The organism is Candidatus Vondammii sp. HM_W22, from assembly GCF_022530855.2.
Taxonomy (GTDB): domain Bacteria; phylum Pseudomonadota; class Gammaproteobacteria; order Chromatiales; family Chromatiaceae; genus Vondammii.
Window position 1 is genome coordinate 2207576 of sequence record NZ_CP099567.1, and the last position, 14492, is coordinate 2222067.

17 protein-coding genes and 2 pseudogenes are annotated in these 14492 nt (G+C 50.9%); 8 read left to right on the forward strand and 11 right to left on the reverse strand.

All coding sequences use genetic code 11. From position 1 onward, the window contains the following. Positions 1 to 32: 32 nt before the first annotated feature. Together MN084_RS12210 and MN084_RS12215 are read left to right on the forward strand one after the other, a co-directional pair. Positions 33 to 920, forward strand: a complete 888-nt coding sequence (locus MN084_RS12210; protein ID WP_241086216.1) for an ABC transporter ATP-binding protein — start codon at positions 33 to 35, stop codon at positions 918 to 920. 1 nt (position 921) lies between these two features. Then, a complete protein-coding gene (locus MN084_RS12215) occupies positions 922 to 1929 on the forward strand; it encodes an ABC transporter permease (protein WP_241086215.1) in 1008 nt (335 codons plus the stop codon). Between the two features lie 9 nt (positions 1930 to 1938). On the opposite strand, the gene ptsP is transcribed toward MN084_RS12215, so the two are convergent. After that, the gene (gene ptsP / locus MN084_RS12220) at positions 1939 to 4203 is read right to left on the reverse strand and encodes a phosphoenolpyruvate--protein phosphotransferase (protein WP_241086214.1); all 2265 of its coding nucleotides are present in this window, start codon (positions 4201 to 4203) and stop codon (positions 1939 to 1941) included. A 275-nt stretch (positions 4204 to 4478) separates the two neighbouring features. Further along, a complete protein-coding gene (locus MN084_RS12225) occupies positions 4479 to 5003 on the reverse strand; it encodes an RNA pyrophosphohydrolase (protein WP_241086213.1) in 525 nt (174 codons plus the stop codon). 123 nt (positions 5004 to 5126) lie between these two features. Here MN084_RS12225 and MN084_RS12230 point away from each other — a divergent pair, with 123 nt between their 5' ends. After that, entirely contained in the window at positions 5127 to 5783 is a 657-nt protein-coding gene (locus MN084_RS12230) for an HAD family hydrolase (protein WP_241086212.1), read from the forward strand. Between the two features lie 124 nt (positions 5784 to 5907). Continuing rightward, a complete protein-coding gene (locus tag MN084_RS12235; RefSeq protein ID WP_241086211.1) occupies positions 5908 to 6075 on the forward strand; it encodes a hypothetical protein in 168 nt (55 codons plus the stop codon). 49 nt (positions 6076 to 6124) lie between these two features. Here the strand turns inward: MN084_RS12235 and MN084_RS12240 are convergent, their stop codons facing one another. The 6 genes and pseudogenes from MN084_RS12240 to MN084_RS12265 form a co-directional block, all read right to left on the reverse strand. Beyond that, complete coding sequence (locus MN084_RS12240; protein ID WP_241086210.1) at positions 6125 to 6529, reverse strand: hypothetical protein; 405 nt, start codon at positions 6527 to 6529, stop codon at positions 6125 to 6127. Positions 6530 to 6567: 38 nt separating this feature from the next. Then, complete coding sequence (locus MN084_RS12245; protein WP_241086209.1) at positions 6568 to 6783, reverse strand: hypothetical protein; 216 nt, start codon at positions 6781 to 6783, stop codon at positions 6568 to 6570. Beyond that, positions 6770 to 6931, reverse strand: a complete 162-nt coding sequence (locus MN084_RS12250) for a hypothetical protein (protein ID WP_241086208.1) — start codon at positions 6929 to 6931, stop codon at positions 6770 to 6772. The genes MN084_RS12245 and MN084_RS12250 overlap by 14 nt, the downstream gene beginning before the upstream one ends. A 16-nt stretch (positions 6932 to 6947) precedes the next feature. Next, positions 6948 to 8109, reverse strand: a pseudogene (locus MN084_RS12255) (IS3 family transposase). Positions 8110 to 8156: 47 nt separating this feature from the next. Beyond that, positions 8157 to 8306, reverse strand: coding sequence for a hypothetical protein (locus MN084_RS12260; protein ID WP_241086207.1), 150 nt, complete (start codon positions 8304 to 8306; stop codon positions 8157 to 8159). A 124-nt stretch (positions 8307 to 8430) separates the two neighbouring features. Then, entirely contained in the window at positions 8431 to 8568 is a 138-nt protein-coding gene (locus tag MN084_RS12265; protein ID WP_330178070.1) for a hypothetical protein, read from the reverse strand. A 42-nt stretch (positions 8569 to 8610) separates the two neighbouring features. On the opposite strand from MN084_RS12265, the gene MN084_RS12270 reads away from it, so the two are divergent. Continuing rightward, positions 8611 to 9689, forward strand: a protein-coding gene (locus MN084_RS12270) for an IS3 family transposase (RefSeq protein ID WP_330178071.1) whose coding sequence is annotated in 2 segments (ribosomal slippage) — positions 8611 to 8863 and positions 8863 to 9689 — 1080 coding nt in all. Because the reading frame shifts where the segments join, the coding sequence is not laid out codon by codon here. Between the two features lie 45 nt (positions 9690 to 9734). Here the strand turns inward: MN084_RS12270 and MN084_RS12275 are convergent. From MN084_RS12275 to MN084_RS12285, 3 genes and pseudogenes are all read right to left on the reverse strand, one after another. Further along, positions 9735 to 10526: pseudogene (locus tag MN084_RS12275) on the reverse strand (HDOD domain-containing protein). Continuing rightward, positions 10520 to 11071 carry a serine/threonine protein kinase gene (locus MN084_RS12280; protein WP_330178072.1) on the reverse strand — a complete coding sequence of 184 codons (552 nt, stop codon included), beginning with the start codon at positions 11069 to 11071 and terminating at the stop codon, positions 10520 to 10522. Before MN084_RS12280 ends, MN084_RS12275 begins: the two are co-directional and overlap by 7 nt. Beyond that, the gene (locus MN084_RS12285; protein WP_241086201.1) at positions 11025 to 11201 is read right to left on the reverse strand and encodes a hypothetical protein; all 177 of its coding nucleotides are present in this window, start codon (positions 11199 to 11201) and stop codon (positions 11025 to 11027) included. The genes MN084_RS12280 and MN084_RS12285 overlap by 47 nt, the downstream gene beginning before the upstream one ends. A gap of 354 nt (positions 11202 to 11555) precedes the next feature. On the opposite strand from MN084_RS12285, the gene MN084_RS12290 reads away from it, so the two are divergent. Genes MN084_RS12290 through MN084_RS12300 form a run of 3 tightly spaced genes read left to right on the forward strand, consistent with a single transcriptional unit; the run spans position 11556 to position 14483 of the window. Beyond that, the gene (locus tag MN084_RS12290) at positions 11556 to 13232 is read left to right on the forward strand and encodes an NAD(P)H-dependent oxidoreductase subunit E (RefSeq protein WP_330178073.1); all 1677 of its coding nucleotides are present in this window, start codon (positions 11556 to 11558) and stop codon (positions 13230 to 13232) included. Further along, entirely contained in the window at positions 13229 to 13951 is a 723-nt protein-coding gene (locus MN084_RS12295; protein ID WP_241086199.1) for a 2Fe-2S iron-sulfur cluster-binding protein, read from the forward strand. Before MN084_RS12290 ends, MN084_RS12295 begins: the two co-directional genes overlap by 4 nt. Next, positions 13944 to 14483 carry an NADP oxidoreductase gene (locus MN084_RS12300; protein ID WP_241086198.1) on the forward strand — a complete coding sequence of 180 codons (540 nt, stop codon included), beginning with the start codon at positions 13944 to 13946 and terminating at the stop codon, positions 14481 to 14483. The genes MN084_RS12295 and MN084_RS12300 overlap by 8 nt, the downstream gene beginning before the upstream one ends. The last annotated feature ends 9 nt before the right edge of the window (positions 14484 to 14492 follow it).

Below are 14492 nucleotides of genomic sequence, written 5' to 3' on the forward strand. Positions count from 1 at the left end.
CAATGCCTTTCTGTTTTTTGCCGGGAAAATCCGTGAATCCTATTCTGCAAGTAACCAACTTGGCTAAGCACTACAGCGAAGTGAAAGCCGTAGATGGCGTAAGTTTTGCTATTGAGCAAGGTACCTGCTTTGGCTTGCTGGGGCCCAACGGCGCAGGCAAAAGTACAACCGTAGAGATACTTGAAGGGATTATTACACCCACTTCCGGCAACATCAGATACAGGGGGGAACCGATTGGTCCCGAGTTCCGCAACGATGCCGGAATCATGTTCCAGAGCACATCACTGCAGGATTACATCAAGGTAAAAGAGGCCCTGATCCTGTTTCAGCGCTTCTATCCCCGCTCCCGTCCTCTGGATGAGTTGATCGAACGCTGCGCCCTGAATAAGTTTCTCGACCGTGATGTAAGAAATCTCTCAGGCGGCCAGAGACAACGATTGTTGCTGGCCATTGCCCTGATCAATGATCCGGAAATTATTTTTCTCGACGAACCCACCACAGGTCTCGATCCACAGGCACGGCGGAATTTCTGGTCGTTGGTAAAACAGATCAAAGCGGAAAAAAAGACGCTGATACTCACCACCCACTACATGGAAGAGGCGCATGAACTCTGCGATGAAATCGCCATCATGGATCATGGGCATATTATCTCCCAGGGATCGCCCCAAGCCTTACTCAAAGCACATTTTGATAATTCAGTAATCACTCTCCCCGATAGCGATGTACCGCAATCACTTGACCAGGACGACAAGCTTTCTCTGTTCAGGAAAGAGGGTCAGGTCAGCATTCTTAGCAGTGACATAAACACCTCAATCCTGCATCTAATCAACCAGGGAGTGCCCCTCACTCGTCTCCAGGTCCGCTCCCGCACCCTAGAAGACCTATTTCTTGCACTCACCGGCCACGAACTACGAAGCTGACATGATCAAATCACGCCGCTTTTTTGCTGTTTTCTCAGCCCGCAACCATGAGTTCATGCGGGACAGGGTTGCTGTCTCCTGGAATATCGTGCTGCCGGTAATGATTGTCATGGGCTTTGCCTTTGCATTCACCAGCGACAGTATGGATCTGTTTAAAGTTGGTATCCATGGCGATCCCGGCCAAGCTGCCGAGACCAACCACTTTCTGCAAACGGAACACATCCAGTTTATTCCTGTGGACAAACTGGATACTGCGGTAACCAAAGTCGAACGCCACCAACTGGATATGCTGCTCGACCTCGATAGCATGCGCTACTGGATCAACAGCAGCTCAGCCAATGGTTATATCGTGGAGAGGCTCCTCGAAGGTTCCTCATCAGCACTGGAAAAACAGACCGTCACCGGGGATGAGGTCCGTTATGTAGACTGGCTGATCCCCGGTGTACTGGGGATGAACATCATGTTCAGTTCCCTGTTCGGCGTAGGTTATGTGATTGTGCGGTACCGGAAAAACGGTGTGCTAAAACGACTGAAGGCAACACCCCTCACCGCTTTCGAATTCCTTTCCGCCCAGGTACTCTCCCGGCTCTGGCTGATTGTCCTGGTGACCGTGTTGGTTTACGCTGGCACTAATCTGCTGATTGGCTTTCGCATGTACGGTTCCTACACAACGCTGCTACTGGTACTGACACTCGGTACACTGAGCATGATCAGCCTGGGATTGATCGTTGCCGCCCGCCTGGCCAGTGAGGAAGCCGCCAATGGCCTGCTGAACATGATGAGCTGGCCGATGATGCTGCTGTCCGGTGTCTGGTTCTCCCTTGAGGGATCAAATCCATTGGTTCAGCAGTTTGCCAACGCCCTTCCGCTCACCCATGTAATCGAAGCGGCGAGGGCCGTGATGATCGATGGCGCAGCCATTACAGATATCTGGCACCATCTGGTGATTCTTGTGGGGATGACGGCCCTGTTCACGACGATTGGGGCAAGCAGCTTCAAATGGGAATAACCTGACTGATTATTTACCCGGCCTAACCAGCCCGCTCAGCCCCATATCCTCAAATGCATTCTCCATCAGCTCACGGACCTTACCAGCATCTTCCAGTCTAAGCGCAGCCTTCAGCAGATGGCGTGCCCGGGAGCGGCTGAAACTGCGCACCACCCACTTGACTTTGAGCAGACTGGCAGCGCTCATGCTGAGGCTGTCCACTCCCATACCAAGCAACAGTACCGAAGCCAGCGGATCGCCAGCCATTTCACCGCAGACACTCACCGGCCGATTGTAGACGGCCGCACCTTTGACAATCTGCACCAAAGCTCTCAACACGGAAGGGTGCATTTCGTTATAGAGTTCAGCAACCATGGGATTGTTGCGATCGACCGCCAGTAGATACTGCGTCAGGTCATTGCTGCCTACTGAGAGAAAATCGACCCGGCGGGCGATCTCCTCTATCTGATAAACCGCAGCAGGCACCTCGATCATCACACCCACCTTGGGCATGGTCACGGCAGCTCCCTCATCTTCCAACTCATCATGAGCCCGCTGAATCAGCAGCAGCAGTTCATCCACTTCGGTAACCGAGCTGATCATTGGCAGCATAATCTGTAGATTATCCGTGCCGATAGCCGCTTTCAGCATGGCACGGATCTGGGTAAGGAAGATCTCCGGGTGATCAAGGGATATACGAATACCACGCCAGCCGAGGAAAGGGTTGGGCTCCTCCACAGGAAAATAGGGCAGCGGTTTGTCACCACCGATATCGAGGGTACGCAAGGTTACGGGGCGGGGAGCAAAGGTCTCCAGCACTTTACCGTAGGCTGCCGTCTGGGTCGTTTCTCCCGGGAAGCGGTCACGGGCCATAAACAGAAATTCTGTGCGGTAAAGACCTATACCTTCTGATTCTGCGATACCCAGAGAGCTCATCTCAGAGACCAGGCCGGTGTTGAGATAGAGCGGTACTTTAACGCCGTCAGTCATCTCCGCCGGCTGACCGCGCAACCTATCCAGCTCACGCGACAGCTCACGCTCCTCTTTCGCCAGCCGCTGATACTCATTCCGAACAGAACCCGTAGGAGAGAGATAAACCCTGCCATGATAGCCATCGATAATGACTTCACGCCCTTCGACACGGTTCACCGGAAGATCCTTCACTCCCATGACCGCAGGAACCCCCATACCCCGGGCCAGAATGGCCACATGGGATGAACCGGTCCCGGTTGCGGAAACGATCCCGGCCAACCGCTCTCTCGGAACTTCTGCCAACTGGGTTGCACTCACATCCTCACCCACCAGGATGGTCTGCTCGGGATAGATGACTTCCCGGGGCTTGTCACTCTGCAGATGCATCAGAATCCGCCGTCCCAGATCCCGAATATCGGAGGCACGCTCCCGCAGATAGACATCTTCCATATCATCAAATATTTTTGCGTGTACTTCTGTTGTATGGTGCAACGCCGTCTGTACCCACTCTCCCTGCTGAATACGCTCTATGGTCTGGCTTATCAGGGTGTCGCCACCCAGCATCAGCAGCAAGGCATCGAACAGGGCGCGATCTTCCGCAGGCAATCGCTTATCCAGATTCGCCTGAAGCCGCTTCAGCTCCACTTCCACTTTGGCAACTGCAGCACGGAAAGCAGCAATCTCCTCTTCAGGATCTTCCACAGGTCTGTCCGGCACTGCTTCCAGATCAGCCTGCTGGTAAGCCACCACCACTGAGCCGATGGCAACACCTGAGGCACTGGGGCGTCCCCGGAGAAAACGATCCGCCCCTCCGTTGGTAGTGTGTCCGCTGTCCAGTTCACCACTCGCCCGTGCATGGGTTATGGCACCCGCCAGCTGGGCCGCCAGGGTAAAGAGAAAGGTAACTTCATCATCGTCGAATTGACGAGGCTCCTGTTGGCGTACCACCAGCACACCCAACACCTTTCGATTCTGGATAATCGGCGCTCCGAGAAACCCGTGGTAGTGGGTTTCTCCCGTCGCGCTGACACGGAGATAGTGGGGGTGGTTGGTGGCATCGTCCAGATTAAGGGGTTCCGCCCGCTCACATACCAGGCCGATCAGGCCCCGGTGCAGAGGGAGGCTTACCTTGCCCACCGCCTCTGGCCGCAGGCCTTTGGTAGCACGCAGAACATGGCAACGCTGTTTGAAATCGGTCAGATAGACAGAGCAGACATCTGCATCGATTGCCTGCTTCACCTGTTCCACGATGATAGTAAGTGCCTCACCCAGGTCAGGCGCTCTATTTACTTTCTTGACAATGCGGTGCAGCGTCTCAAGCATCTAGGACCTGTTAACACTAATCCAATAGGCTCTGCTGGGACTATTTTTTTGCCCAGCAAGGCAGAATGAGTAAGGTGTAGTAACTCTACATGAGCGAATGATAACGCGGCTGGGCGGAAAAATAGCCCCAGCCCTTCGGGTTGCGCCTGAAAAAGTGCCACTCATCGTTGCTCGTCGCTCATTTGGAGTAACCAAACTACTCTCCTCGCGCCTTGATTGGCACTTTTTCAGGCACAACAGAGCCTATTGGATCAGTGTTAACAGATCCTATAGGGTCAGCGACGATTTTGGCGCAGGTAGTTGGCACGTGAGCGCACCGGGGTGCCCTTGGGAAACAGTAATGGTGCCAGTTCCTCCAGCGCTCGACTGTAGACCCTCCATTTGAAATAGACCACCTCACGCAGAGGATGCCAGTACCTTACCCAACGCCAATCATCAAACTCAGGTTTGGGGGAGCGATCGAGGCAGAAGCTCGTCTCACTACAGAGCACCCGCAACAGAAACCAGCGCTGTTTCTGGCCAATGCAGAGTGGCTGGCAATGGTGACGGAGGTAGCGTTTTGGAAGCCGGTATTTCAACCAGTCTCCGGTCACACCCACCAGTTCCACTTGGTTTGGCTTGAGCCCAACCTCCTCTTCCAACTCCCTGAACATCGCCTGCTCTGGCGTCTCATCCTCATTTATACCACCCTGGGGGAATTGCCAGGCATTCTGCCCCACCCGGCGCCCCCAAAACAGCTGCCGATTATGATTGCAGAGAATAATGCCGACGTTAGGTCTGTAACCTTCAGAATCAATCAAAGGAAAACCTATTGAAATTATTTAAGTTGATTTGATTGTTCCATATTCACCCGCATCCCGGCAACTCTCGACCAAGAATGAGATAGAATGCTGTTTTCAAAATCATAATTGGGAGTCAAGCCCTTGGCACTGGCCATTTTTGACCTGGATAACACGCTGCTTGCCGGAGATTCCGACTATCTTTGGGGGGTTTTCCTTGCCGAGAAGGGCGTGGTGGACGGCAACTATTACGAGCGGGAAAACGAGCGCTTCTACCAAGAGTACAAGGAGGGCCGCCTGGATATTTTTGAGTTCCTGCGTTTTTCGCTCAAGCCGCTTCAGGAAAACAGCCTGAAAAAACTGGAAAATCTGCGAAAAGAGTTCCTAAAGAAGAGAATCGAACCGATCATGCTGCCTGCTGCCATCGCCCTGGTGGAAAAACACCGTCAGGCGGGTGATGTCCTGATGATCATCACCGCAACCAATGCGTTTGTTACAACCCCCATTGCCCAGGCATTCGGTATCGACCACCTGATTGCCACCGACCCCGAAGTTGTGGATGGCGGCTATACAGGGGAAGTCGCCGGCATACCCAGCTTTCAGGAGGGGAAGACAGAGCGTTTGAAACAGTGGATGGAGAGAGAGAATCAGACACTGGAAGGCAGCAGCTTTTATAGCGACTCCCATAATGACATCCCGCTCCTGGAGCAGGTTGACAATCCGGTCGCCGTCGACCCGGATGAAGCACTGATAAAGGCAGCCAAACAGAAGGCCTGGTCTATAATCAGCCTGCGAGGCTAACCTCCTGGCCGATTCTCGACTATTCTTACCAGTGAACCGCTGATTGATACATTTATCGGCTTGCTCACCCAAAAGGTGCTTCAGCGATGAAAATAAAACCCTTTTCCCTGTATTTATCGTACTGGTGGGTGTCGTCATCTATGCCTACAATGCACCAAAACAGAAGCCCGAGCAGACAACCACTCTGACCCCAAAAGAGTACATTGAATTAGTAGAGGTAAAGAAGAAAGAGCGGCTCAAGAAGAGCGCAGAAGAGGCGGCTAAAACGCAGACTCAGGAGAAAACACGGTAGAGTACCCGAGCTTCGCAAGTTCAGCACGGCTCTCATTGGACGATCTCAATCAATGCCGGCGGCAAAAAGGGCGCTCATCTGGTTTTTCAATCGCATCCACAATCGCCGTAATAAACTGACCCGGCTCATCGGTACTGAGCACCTCAAGGATTCGGTTCAGCAACTTTGGATCCACTGAAGCCTCAACCATCCTCCCATCGCTGAGATTGACAGAGACTCCAACGGCATGCACATCCTCATCGCCCTGCTCTTCCATGAACAGCGCCTCATTCATCTCCAGCATCTCATCATAGTAGGCCTCGATCGCATCCATAAGCTCATCGGCCGTATCATCCGGCAGGCTCACCATGAAGCCCTGATCCTCCTTTGCGGATTCAGGCTGTAATCCTTTCTCCACCAGAAACGTAATAAACAGTTTCCAGGGACGTTCGTCGAAGAATATATATTCAAGCATTTTTGTTTCCGGTGTTGATGTCGATTAATGGCTGGCAGTTACATTCTGGTCTTGAATACCAGAATAATCTGATTGCGCAGGGTCTTGATCAGGTTTAGCTGCTTGCTGGTCAGCGCAACACCCTGGGGAGTTTGATGATCGGCATAGATAAGCCCAAGAGGCCGCTGCCTGAGAATCAGTGGAAATACAAAAAACGATCCCGCTTTGGATATTTTCCGATACCAGTCCGGAATATCTTTTTTAATTGTTCTCATGAGTATCGGCAATATAGAGGTCGGCGCCATTTTTCAGGGCGGCATGAAATACTGTGGACTGGTAGCGGATAGGGAAATGAAAACTACTCATAAAATCCTCAACGCCTTCATCAAGGCCCAGCCTGGCACTGACCTGATTCAGATTCACCCTCTCATTGCTCTGGTCAAGTCGAACCGGACACATTCAATTGAGACAGTTCATAGTTAATCGGTGACAAACTACCATTGGCAGTGTGTAACCGATCTTTGTTGTAGTAGCGGATGTAATCCGCGACATCGTACTTCATGTGCTCTCGTGTAGGTTGAGACACTTTTAAAATCCAGTCATGCTTCAGGCTGCTAAAAAAACGTTCAACCACCACATTGTCCCAACAAGCACCTACATCTCCCATCGACGAGCGTAGGCCATGATTTTCTAATAAATGTCGGTGCGACTTGCTCGTGTACTGTGACCCGCGATCACGGTGAAACACTAAACCCTTGTTAGGTTGGCGTAGGTTAACGGCTTTTATCAACGCTTTCTTCACCAGATTAGTCGTCATGCGTTTATCTATGGACCAGCCAACAATACGCCGTGAATATAAATCCATGACAATGGCTAAATACATCCACCCTTCGCCTGTTCTTAAGTAGGTAATATCACCGGCCAAAACATCATTGGCGGCGACCGGATTAAAGTTCTTATTCAACAAGTTATCTGCTACTGCATCGCTATGCTGACGGTTTGTCGTGACTCTATAGGCGGTACGCTGTGTGACGCGCAGCCCCTAGCTTACGCATCACAGTTTTCGTTCGATAGCGGCCAATAGAGAAGCCTTCTTCGCGCAGTTTTTTCATTAGCTCTCTGGAGCCCAGACTTTGGCGGCTTGCTGCAAACAAGGCTTTAGCTCGGCGATAAAGCTGTAACTCTTCAGCGCTGATTAACAGGGCAGGCCGCTTAACCCACGCGTAGTAGCTTGATCGACTCAATCCAACCATTTGGCATAAGCGGTTAACCGGCAACTGGGCTGAGTGACACTGAATAAACTGATGCTTTATTTCATTTCTTTGGCGAACAAGGCTGAAGCCTTTTTTAATATGTCCTTTTCGATACGTAGGTGCTTATTCTCTCTGCGTAATCGGTGAAGCTCCGTCCGCTCATCGGCTGATAACGCACCGTCTTGTTTTGAGGCTTCAATCTTTGTTTTACAATCATAGAGTTGATTTGCTCGAATACCCAGTGTATTTAGCCGCCTCAGCGACCGAATAACCTTGATCTGTCACCAATCCAATCGCTTCTTCTTTAAAGGCTTGAGGGTAACTCTTGTAAACTCGTTTTTGATTCATATCCGCTACAATAACCAACGGTATTGTCTTTTATTCAAGTGTCCAGATCAATTAAACCAGAACACATCAAGCAGCATTCCCGTCACCTCCTGCAATCCCTCTGTCAACACCACCTCGGCATTGATAGCAGGCTGCTCCGGCACGACCTCACCCATTGCCAGCTCGATAAAAGGGTCTGAATCAGCTTCCAATACCAAAGTCTGAGTAAAATCCTGCTTCTCCCCGGACTCATCCTCAACCGACTCCTCTGAGGCCGAACCTTTGACCAGACGCTGTATAAACGAGTCGCTTTCCGCATTACGAACCAGGCTGCCACTGAATTCACCAAACTCCTGGCGCCTCTTTCACCATATGGTCAAACCACCGGCCGGTAATGGCCAGACTGTTGCGGTATCTTTTTACCAGTTTATCGACACTGATTTTGTCATGACCTTTCCCCCAGAAATAGAGCCATGACAAGGATGAGATTTCCAATTAGTCTGTGTATTAGGAGATCTCAAGATGAAGAAGAAGCGTTACAGAGAAGAGCAAATTATTGGTGCCATCAAGCAGCATGAGTCAGGGGTAAAAGTTGATGACATTTGTCGTCAGTTCGGCATTTCAACCGGGTGCTTTTATAACTGGCGAAGCAAATACGCCGGGATGGATGTCTCAGAAGCCAAACGGCTCAAAGAGCTTGAAAGCGAAAATAACAAGCTTAAGAAGTTACTTGCCGAGAAAATGCTTGAAGCTGAGGCGATGAAGGATGTGCTCTCAAAAAAGTGGTAAAGCCTGCTGATAGAAAACAAATCGTGAGCTACCTTAAGTCGCGGTTCAAATTAAGTGAGCGTAGAGCTTGCCAATTAGTAGGCTTAAGTAGAACCGCTTTTCGGTACGTTACTCAATGGGGAAAAGATGAGCCTCTACGCAAACGGTTACTTGAGCTGGCAAAAAAGCATCCGAGTTATGGTTATTTGTTTTTACATGGCCTCCTGAGAGGAGAGGGGCTTGTGAAAAACAAGAAGCGGACCTACCGAGTCTATAACGAAGAAGGTCTTCAAGTGAGGACTAAAAAACGCAAGAAGATAATACGACCAAGAATGCCAACGATTATGCCCATTGGTAAAAATATACGCTGGTCAATGGATTTTGTCAGTGATCAGTTGGCTAATGGTCGCCGCTTTCGAGTATTTAATGTGATTGATGATTACTCAAGAGAAGTTATTGGCCAGCTCTCTGACTTCTCGATCAATGGTCACCAGGTCGCTCGTTTTTTAACTCAGGTGATTGAGCTAAGGAGCGCTCCGGATCAAATAATCTGCGACAACGATACTGAGTTTACTAGCAAGGCGATGTTCTACTGGCAAAAAGAAAGTGGCGTTAAGCTAGGTTTTATTCAGCCAGGTAAGCCTACTCAGAATGCGTTTGTAGAAAGCTTAAACGGTAAATTCAGAAATGAATGCTTAAATCAGCATTGGTTCAGGTCCATTGATGACGCTAGACATGAAATTGATCAATGGCGAGAGCACTACAATCACGTGCGGCCTCATAGCGCATTAAATTATTTGTCACCTGTGGCCTTTATGAATAGGGCCGCTTAGAATGAATTATCTCATCCAAGTCTTGGTATTAAGATGGGGGGAAGGTCAGTCATCGCCATCCAATTCGCCGATGATTTTCGATGCTTCGTTGGAGAAGTTTGCGATCAGCCGCAGCTTTACATCACTTTTACTCAGATCGCCGGGGGCTGCAGGATCCACCTTTGCCATCCTTTCGGTGATGGTCTGTGGAAAATTCCACTGCTTGGCGATATTAACGCCAACCTGCTGGAAGGTCATACCCAGGACAAGATGCTCCGCTTTCTCCAGGAGCATCCCTTCCTGCTTTACCAGACGTTCCACCTCTTCACTCTCATCATGGAGATAGTAGATAACGAATATCCTGCCCAGATTGTGCAACATGCCACAGAGAAAACTCTCTTCCACATGCTCCATTTTTGCGTCCACTACTGCCTGCTTGGCCAAGGCGCGGCACTGAAAATGGCGCTGGCAATCTCATTTTTAAGCCGGGTTGCCTGAGTTTTGTTGTACAGATGTTCAAACAAGATCAACGAAGCAGCAACAGAATGGACCGTCCTGACACCAAGCACCACAATGGCCCGGGTGATAGTGCCTATTTTTCCTGCAAAGCGCAGAGTTAACCACCCTCAGAATCTTACTCGTCAGCGCAAAATCACGAACAATAATTCCCGCCAGACGATCAATATTCTCATCATCCGAAGAGGAGAGACGGTTCAGTGTTAGAATCGACTCTGAAAGTGCAGGAAAGTCACTCTTATGCTGCATTCGGCGCAACAGAAATTCGACTGTGCCTTTTGTGGCACCACCGTCACGTACTTCATCTATCGCTTCGCGATACTTCAACAGTGCAGTCAGCATCTCTCCCGCATTTGAAAAACGTTTTGAAGGCTCTTTTTCCAGGGAGGAGGAACCTGCCGCTCCTGGATATTCTGCAACAGGGTATGTTGATCTTTCCCGATGAATGCATGACTGCCGGTCAGCAGTTCATACAAAATAGCGCCCAGTGCAAAGACATCTGCTTGTGCATTCACTTCGCCCCGGACGATATATTCCGGCGCCATATAGCGTGGCGTACCGGTCAGCACTTCATCGTTACTGCTGCCGGGGGTCAATATTCGGACAATACCAAAATCCATGATTCTCGGCATACCTTCAGCATTGAGAATAATGTTCGAGGGTTTGATATCCCGATGAACAATCCCTTTCTGATGGACCTGATCGACACCGGAGAGCATGCCTGTAAAGATATCCAGAGAGTCATGCAATTCCGGTGTTGCACGTTTCAACCGGTCAGAGAGTAGCTTCCCATCAACTAGTTCGAATACCAGGTAAGGCCTGCCCTGCTCTCTGCCCACATCAAAGATAGAGACGATATTGGGATGCTGGATTCCAGCTGATGGCACGAGCCTCGCGCAGAAAATCCCGCACATTGTCACCGCTTCGATTCAATGAGCGATCAAGCAATTTAATCGCCACCTGACGTTGCAGTTCCGGATCGGGACAAAGTATAGACCGTTCCCTGATTGCCTGCACCCAGTTTTCTTTTTACCTTATATCGACCAATGTTTGGCATATTCTAGTGTTTTCAATAGGTAATATTACCGACTCTGCATCCACCTTAACTGTTTCCGGATGGCGGTCAGTTGATTCGGCTAATATATCTGTATTCTTCGATAGAGACTAATTCTATCTGGCCAAACCAAACATCAGTGGCATCACCAATCTAACCAGACAAATCGGGGCAATTGATTTATCGCAACTCGCAGAGATATATTTCCCACTCTTTTCACCAGGTTAAACAGATTGTCCTATACTGAGGTGGCATCAATATTTGTGGTGCTTTGTGAATAAAATTTACGACTCTAAAAAGAACAAGCGAGGCAGGCAATGCCTGATATGGATACGCGGAAGGCCGCCACTGAACTGTTGAAACAATGGAACGAAAATCCACACAACCTGTTGCAAATACTGATCGGATTACAGCAGACTTTTCAACATATCCCCGCTACGGCTATTGAACTCCTTGCCGAGAAACTCTCTCTGTCATATGCAACGATTAAGGGCATCATCAGCTTCTACAGCTTTCTCCACCTGGAGCCTCGCGGCAGCTACGATATTCTGTTCAGCGACAATGTTATTGATCAGATGCAGGGGAGCCGCGCCCTCGCGACCAGACTCTCCGAGCGGCTCGGCTCCACCGGACTGGATGGCCAGATCAGCATAGACTTCACATCCTGTACTGGAATGGGTGATCAGGGCCCGGCGTGCCTGGTGAACGGGCATACCATTGCCTCCCTCACCCCAGCCCGTATTGAGCAAATAGCACTACTCATTAAAAAAGAATTGCCTCTCGAACACTGGCCTCAGGAGCTCTTCTCTATAAAAGGCAATATCCAACGGAAGGATATCCAGCTCAGCGGCAGCCTGACACCCGGTGATGCCATCGGCGCAACCCTCAAACAAGGTCCGGAAAACACCCTTAAAAAAATTGAAGCCGCCGGCCTACGTGGCCGGGGAGGCGCAGGTTTCAGCACGGCCACAAAGTGGCGGTTCTGCCGTGAAGCGGATGCCAAAGAACGTGTTGTCGTCTGCAATGCCGACGAGGGCGAACCGGGCACCTTCAAGGACCGGCTGCTACTGCAGTTTTATCCCGACCGCCTGTTTGAGGGTATGACGCTGTGTGCAGCAGTCATCGGGGCCGGCAAGGGCTTTCTCTATCTGCGGGGAGAGTATCTCTACCTGCATGAGCCACTACAAAAAGAGTTGGAGAGACGTCGGGCAGAGGGGCTGCTTGGCAAAGCCATTCTGGGTGACTCCGACTTTAATTTCGACATAGAGATCCATCTCGGGGCCGGCGCTTATATCTGCGGCGAAGAGTCTGCCTTGATCGAATCACTGGAAGGTAAACGGGGAATACCACGAATTCGCCCCCCATTCCCAGTCACCAGCGGTTATCTTGGATATCCAACGGTCGTCAACAATGTGGAAACTCTGGTTGCTGCCGCCATGATTGTCGATAAAGGTGCTGACTGGTTCCGTTCCAGAGGGACTGAATCATCTACCGGCACTAAGCTGTTGAGCATCTCCGGCGACTGTGAGCAACCCGGCATCTACGAATATCCGTTTGGTGTAACCATAGAGAGAGTACTTGCTGACTGTGGCGCCACAGAAGTACAGGCAGTACAGGTATCAGGACCGGCAGGAGAGCTGGTTCCTCCATCAGAGTTTCAACGCCGGATCGCGTTTGAGGACCTAGCTACAGTCGGCACCACCCTGCTGGTCAAACGCCTGGAAAAGGTGTCCAACAGTCACGCCACCTGTAAAGACCTGGATAATATGGAGACCATCGGCACATTAATGCGCGAAACCAGCCATTGCGGACTTGGCCAGACTGCTGCCAATCCCATATTGGAGAGTATGGCCAAGTTCCCGGATCTCTACCGGGCACGATTACGTTCTACCAGTTTTGAGCCGGCCTTCGATGTGGATGCATCCCTGGAAGAGGCACGGAAAATCACCGGCAGAGATGACCCAGGCGCTCATCTCAAAAGAGGTGGCGTATGAGCGGGCACTTCACCATAGATGACAGGAAAATCCCCTTCGAACAGGGCGAAAGCATCATGGATGCCGCCAGAAAAGCGGGTATCTATATCCCTCATCTCTGCTTCAACCCGGAACTCCACCCTCATGGCAGCTGCCGACTCTGCATGGTCTTCGTCAATAGCCGTTTTGCGGCCGCCTGCACCACACCCTCTGTCGAGGGTTCCAGAGTGGGAAATGAGATAAAAAAAGTGATCACCCGGCGCCGCCTGCTCCTCAAGATGTTATTCGTGGAAGGCAATCACACCTGCCCCGCCTGTGAGAAAAGCGGTGCCTGCCAGCTCCAGGCAATGGCCTACCATTGCGGAATGCTGGCTACGGAATTCACCTATCTCTATCCACTGCGAAAGGTGGATGCCTCCCACCGCTCCATGGTGATTGATTTCAACCGCTGTATTCTCTGTGGGCAGTGTGTTCAGGCCAGCCGTGATTGCGATGAAAAAGAGATCTTTGCCATCAGTGGCCGTGGCATAAACGCCCATCTGGTGATCAATTCACCCACGGGAAAACTGGGGGACTCCACTTTCAGCAGTAACGATAAAGCGGCCAAAATCTGCCCTGTGGGAGCCATTCTACCGAAACACAAAGGGTATGATGTCCCTATTGGCCAGCGGCTCTATGACCAGGAATCGGTAAGCCTAGTCGGTGACGTCAGAGACCCCGAGAGGAAATGTCGTGAGTGACAAGATCAGGATTGCAACGGCATCCCTTGCCGGCTGTTTCGGCTGCCACATGTCGCTGCTGGATATTGATGCCCGGATTATCGATCTGGTAGAACTGGTGGAGTTTGACCGCTCCCCGATAACCGACATCAAAACAGTTGGCCTCTGTGATGTCGGCCTGATTGAAGGCGGTGTCTGCAATGCGGAGAATGTGGAGGTATTACGGGAGTTCCGGCGCAACTGCAAAACACTGGTCGCCATAGGCGCTTGTGCCATCAACGGGGGAATTCCTGCGATGCGCAATCAATATACGCTACAGGAGTGCCTGGAAGAGTCCTATCTCCAGGGCGTCGGCGTAGACAATCCACAGATCCCCAACGACCCGGAACTGCCGCTGTTGCTGAATAAGGTCCATCCGATCCACGATGTAGTCTGGGTGGACTATTTCCTGCCGGGTTGCCCGCCGCCCGCCGACACTATCTGGACCTTTCTTGAAGAGCTGATATCCGGCAAACCCATCGAATTCGCCTACCGGCAGATCCACTATGACTGACACAACCGA

Coding starts and splice junctions, on each gene's coding strand:
- MN084_RS12215 (WP_241086215.1), top strand. CDS start 922: ATGATCAAATCACGCCGCTTTTTTGCTGTTTTCTCAGCCCGCAACCAT.
- ptsP (WP_241086214.1), bottom strand. CDS start 4,203: ATGCTTGAGACGCTGCACCGCATTGTCAAGAAAGTAAATAGAGCGCCT.
- MN084_RS12240 (WP_241086210.1), bottom strand. CDS start 6,529: ATGCTTGAATATATATTCTTCGACGAACGTCCCTGGAAACTGTTTATT.
- MN084_RS12245 (WP_241086209.1), bottom strand. CDS start 6,783: ATGAGAACAATTAAAAAAGATATTCCGGACTGGTATCGGAAAATATCC.
- MN084_RS12290 (WP_330178073.1), top strand. CDS start 11,556: ATGCCTGATATGGATACGCGGAAGGCCGCCACTGAACTGTTGAAACAA.
- MN084_RS12295 (WP_241086199.1), top strand. CDS start 13,229: ATGAGCGGGCACTTCACCATAGATGACAGGAAAATCCCCTTCGAACAG.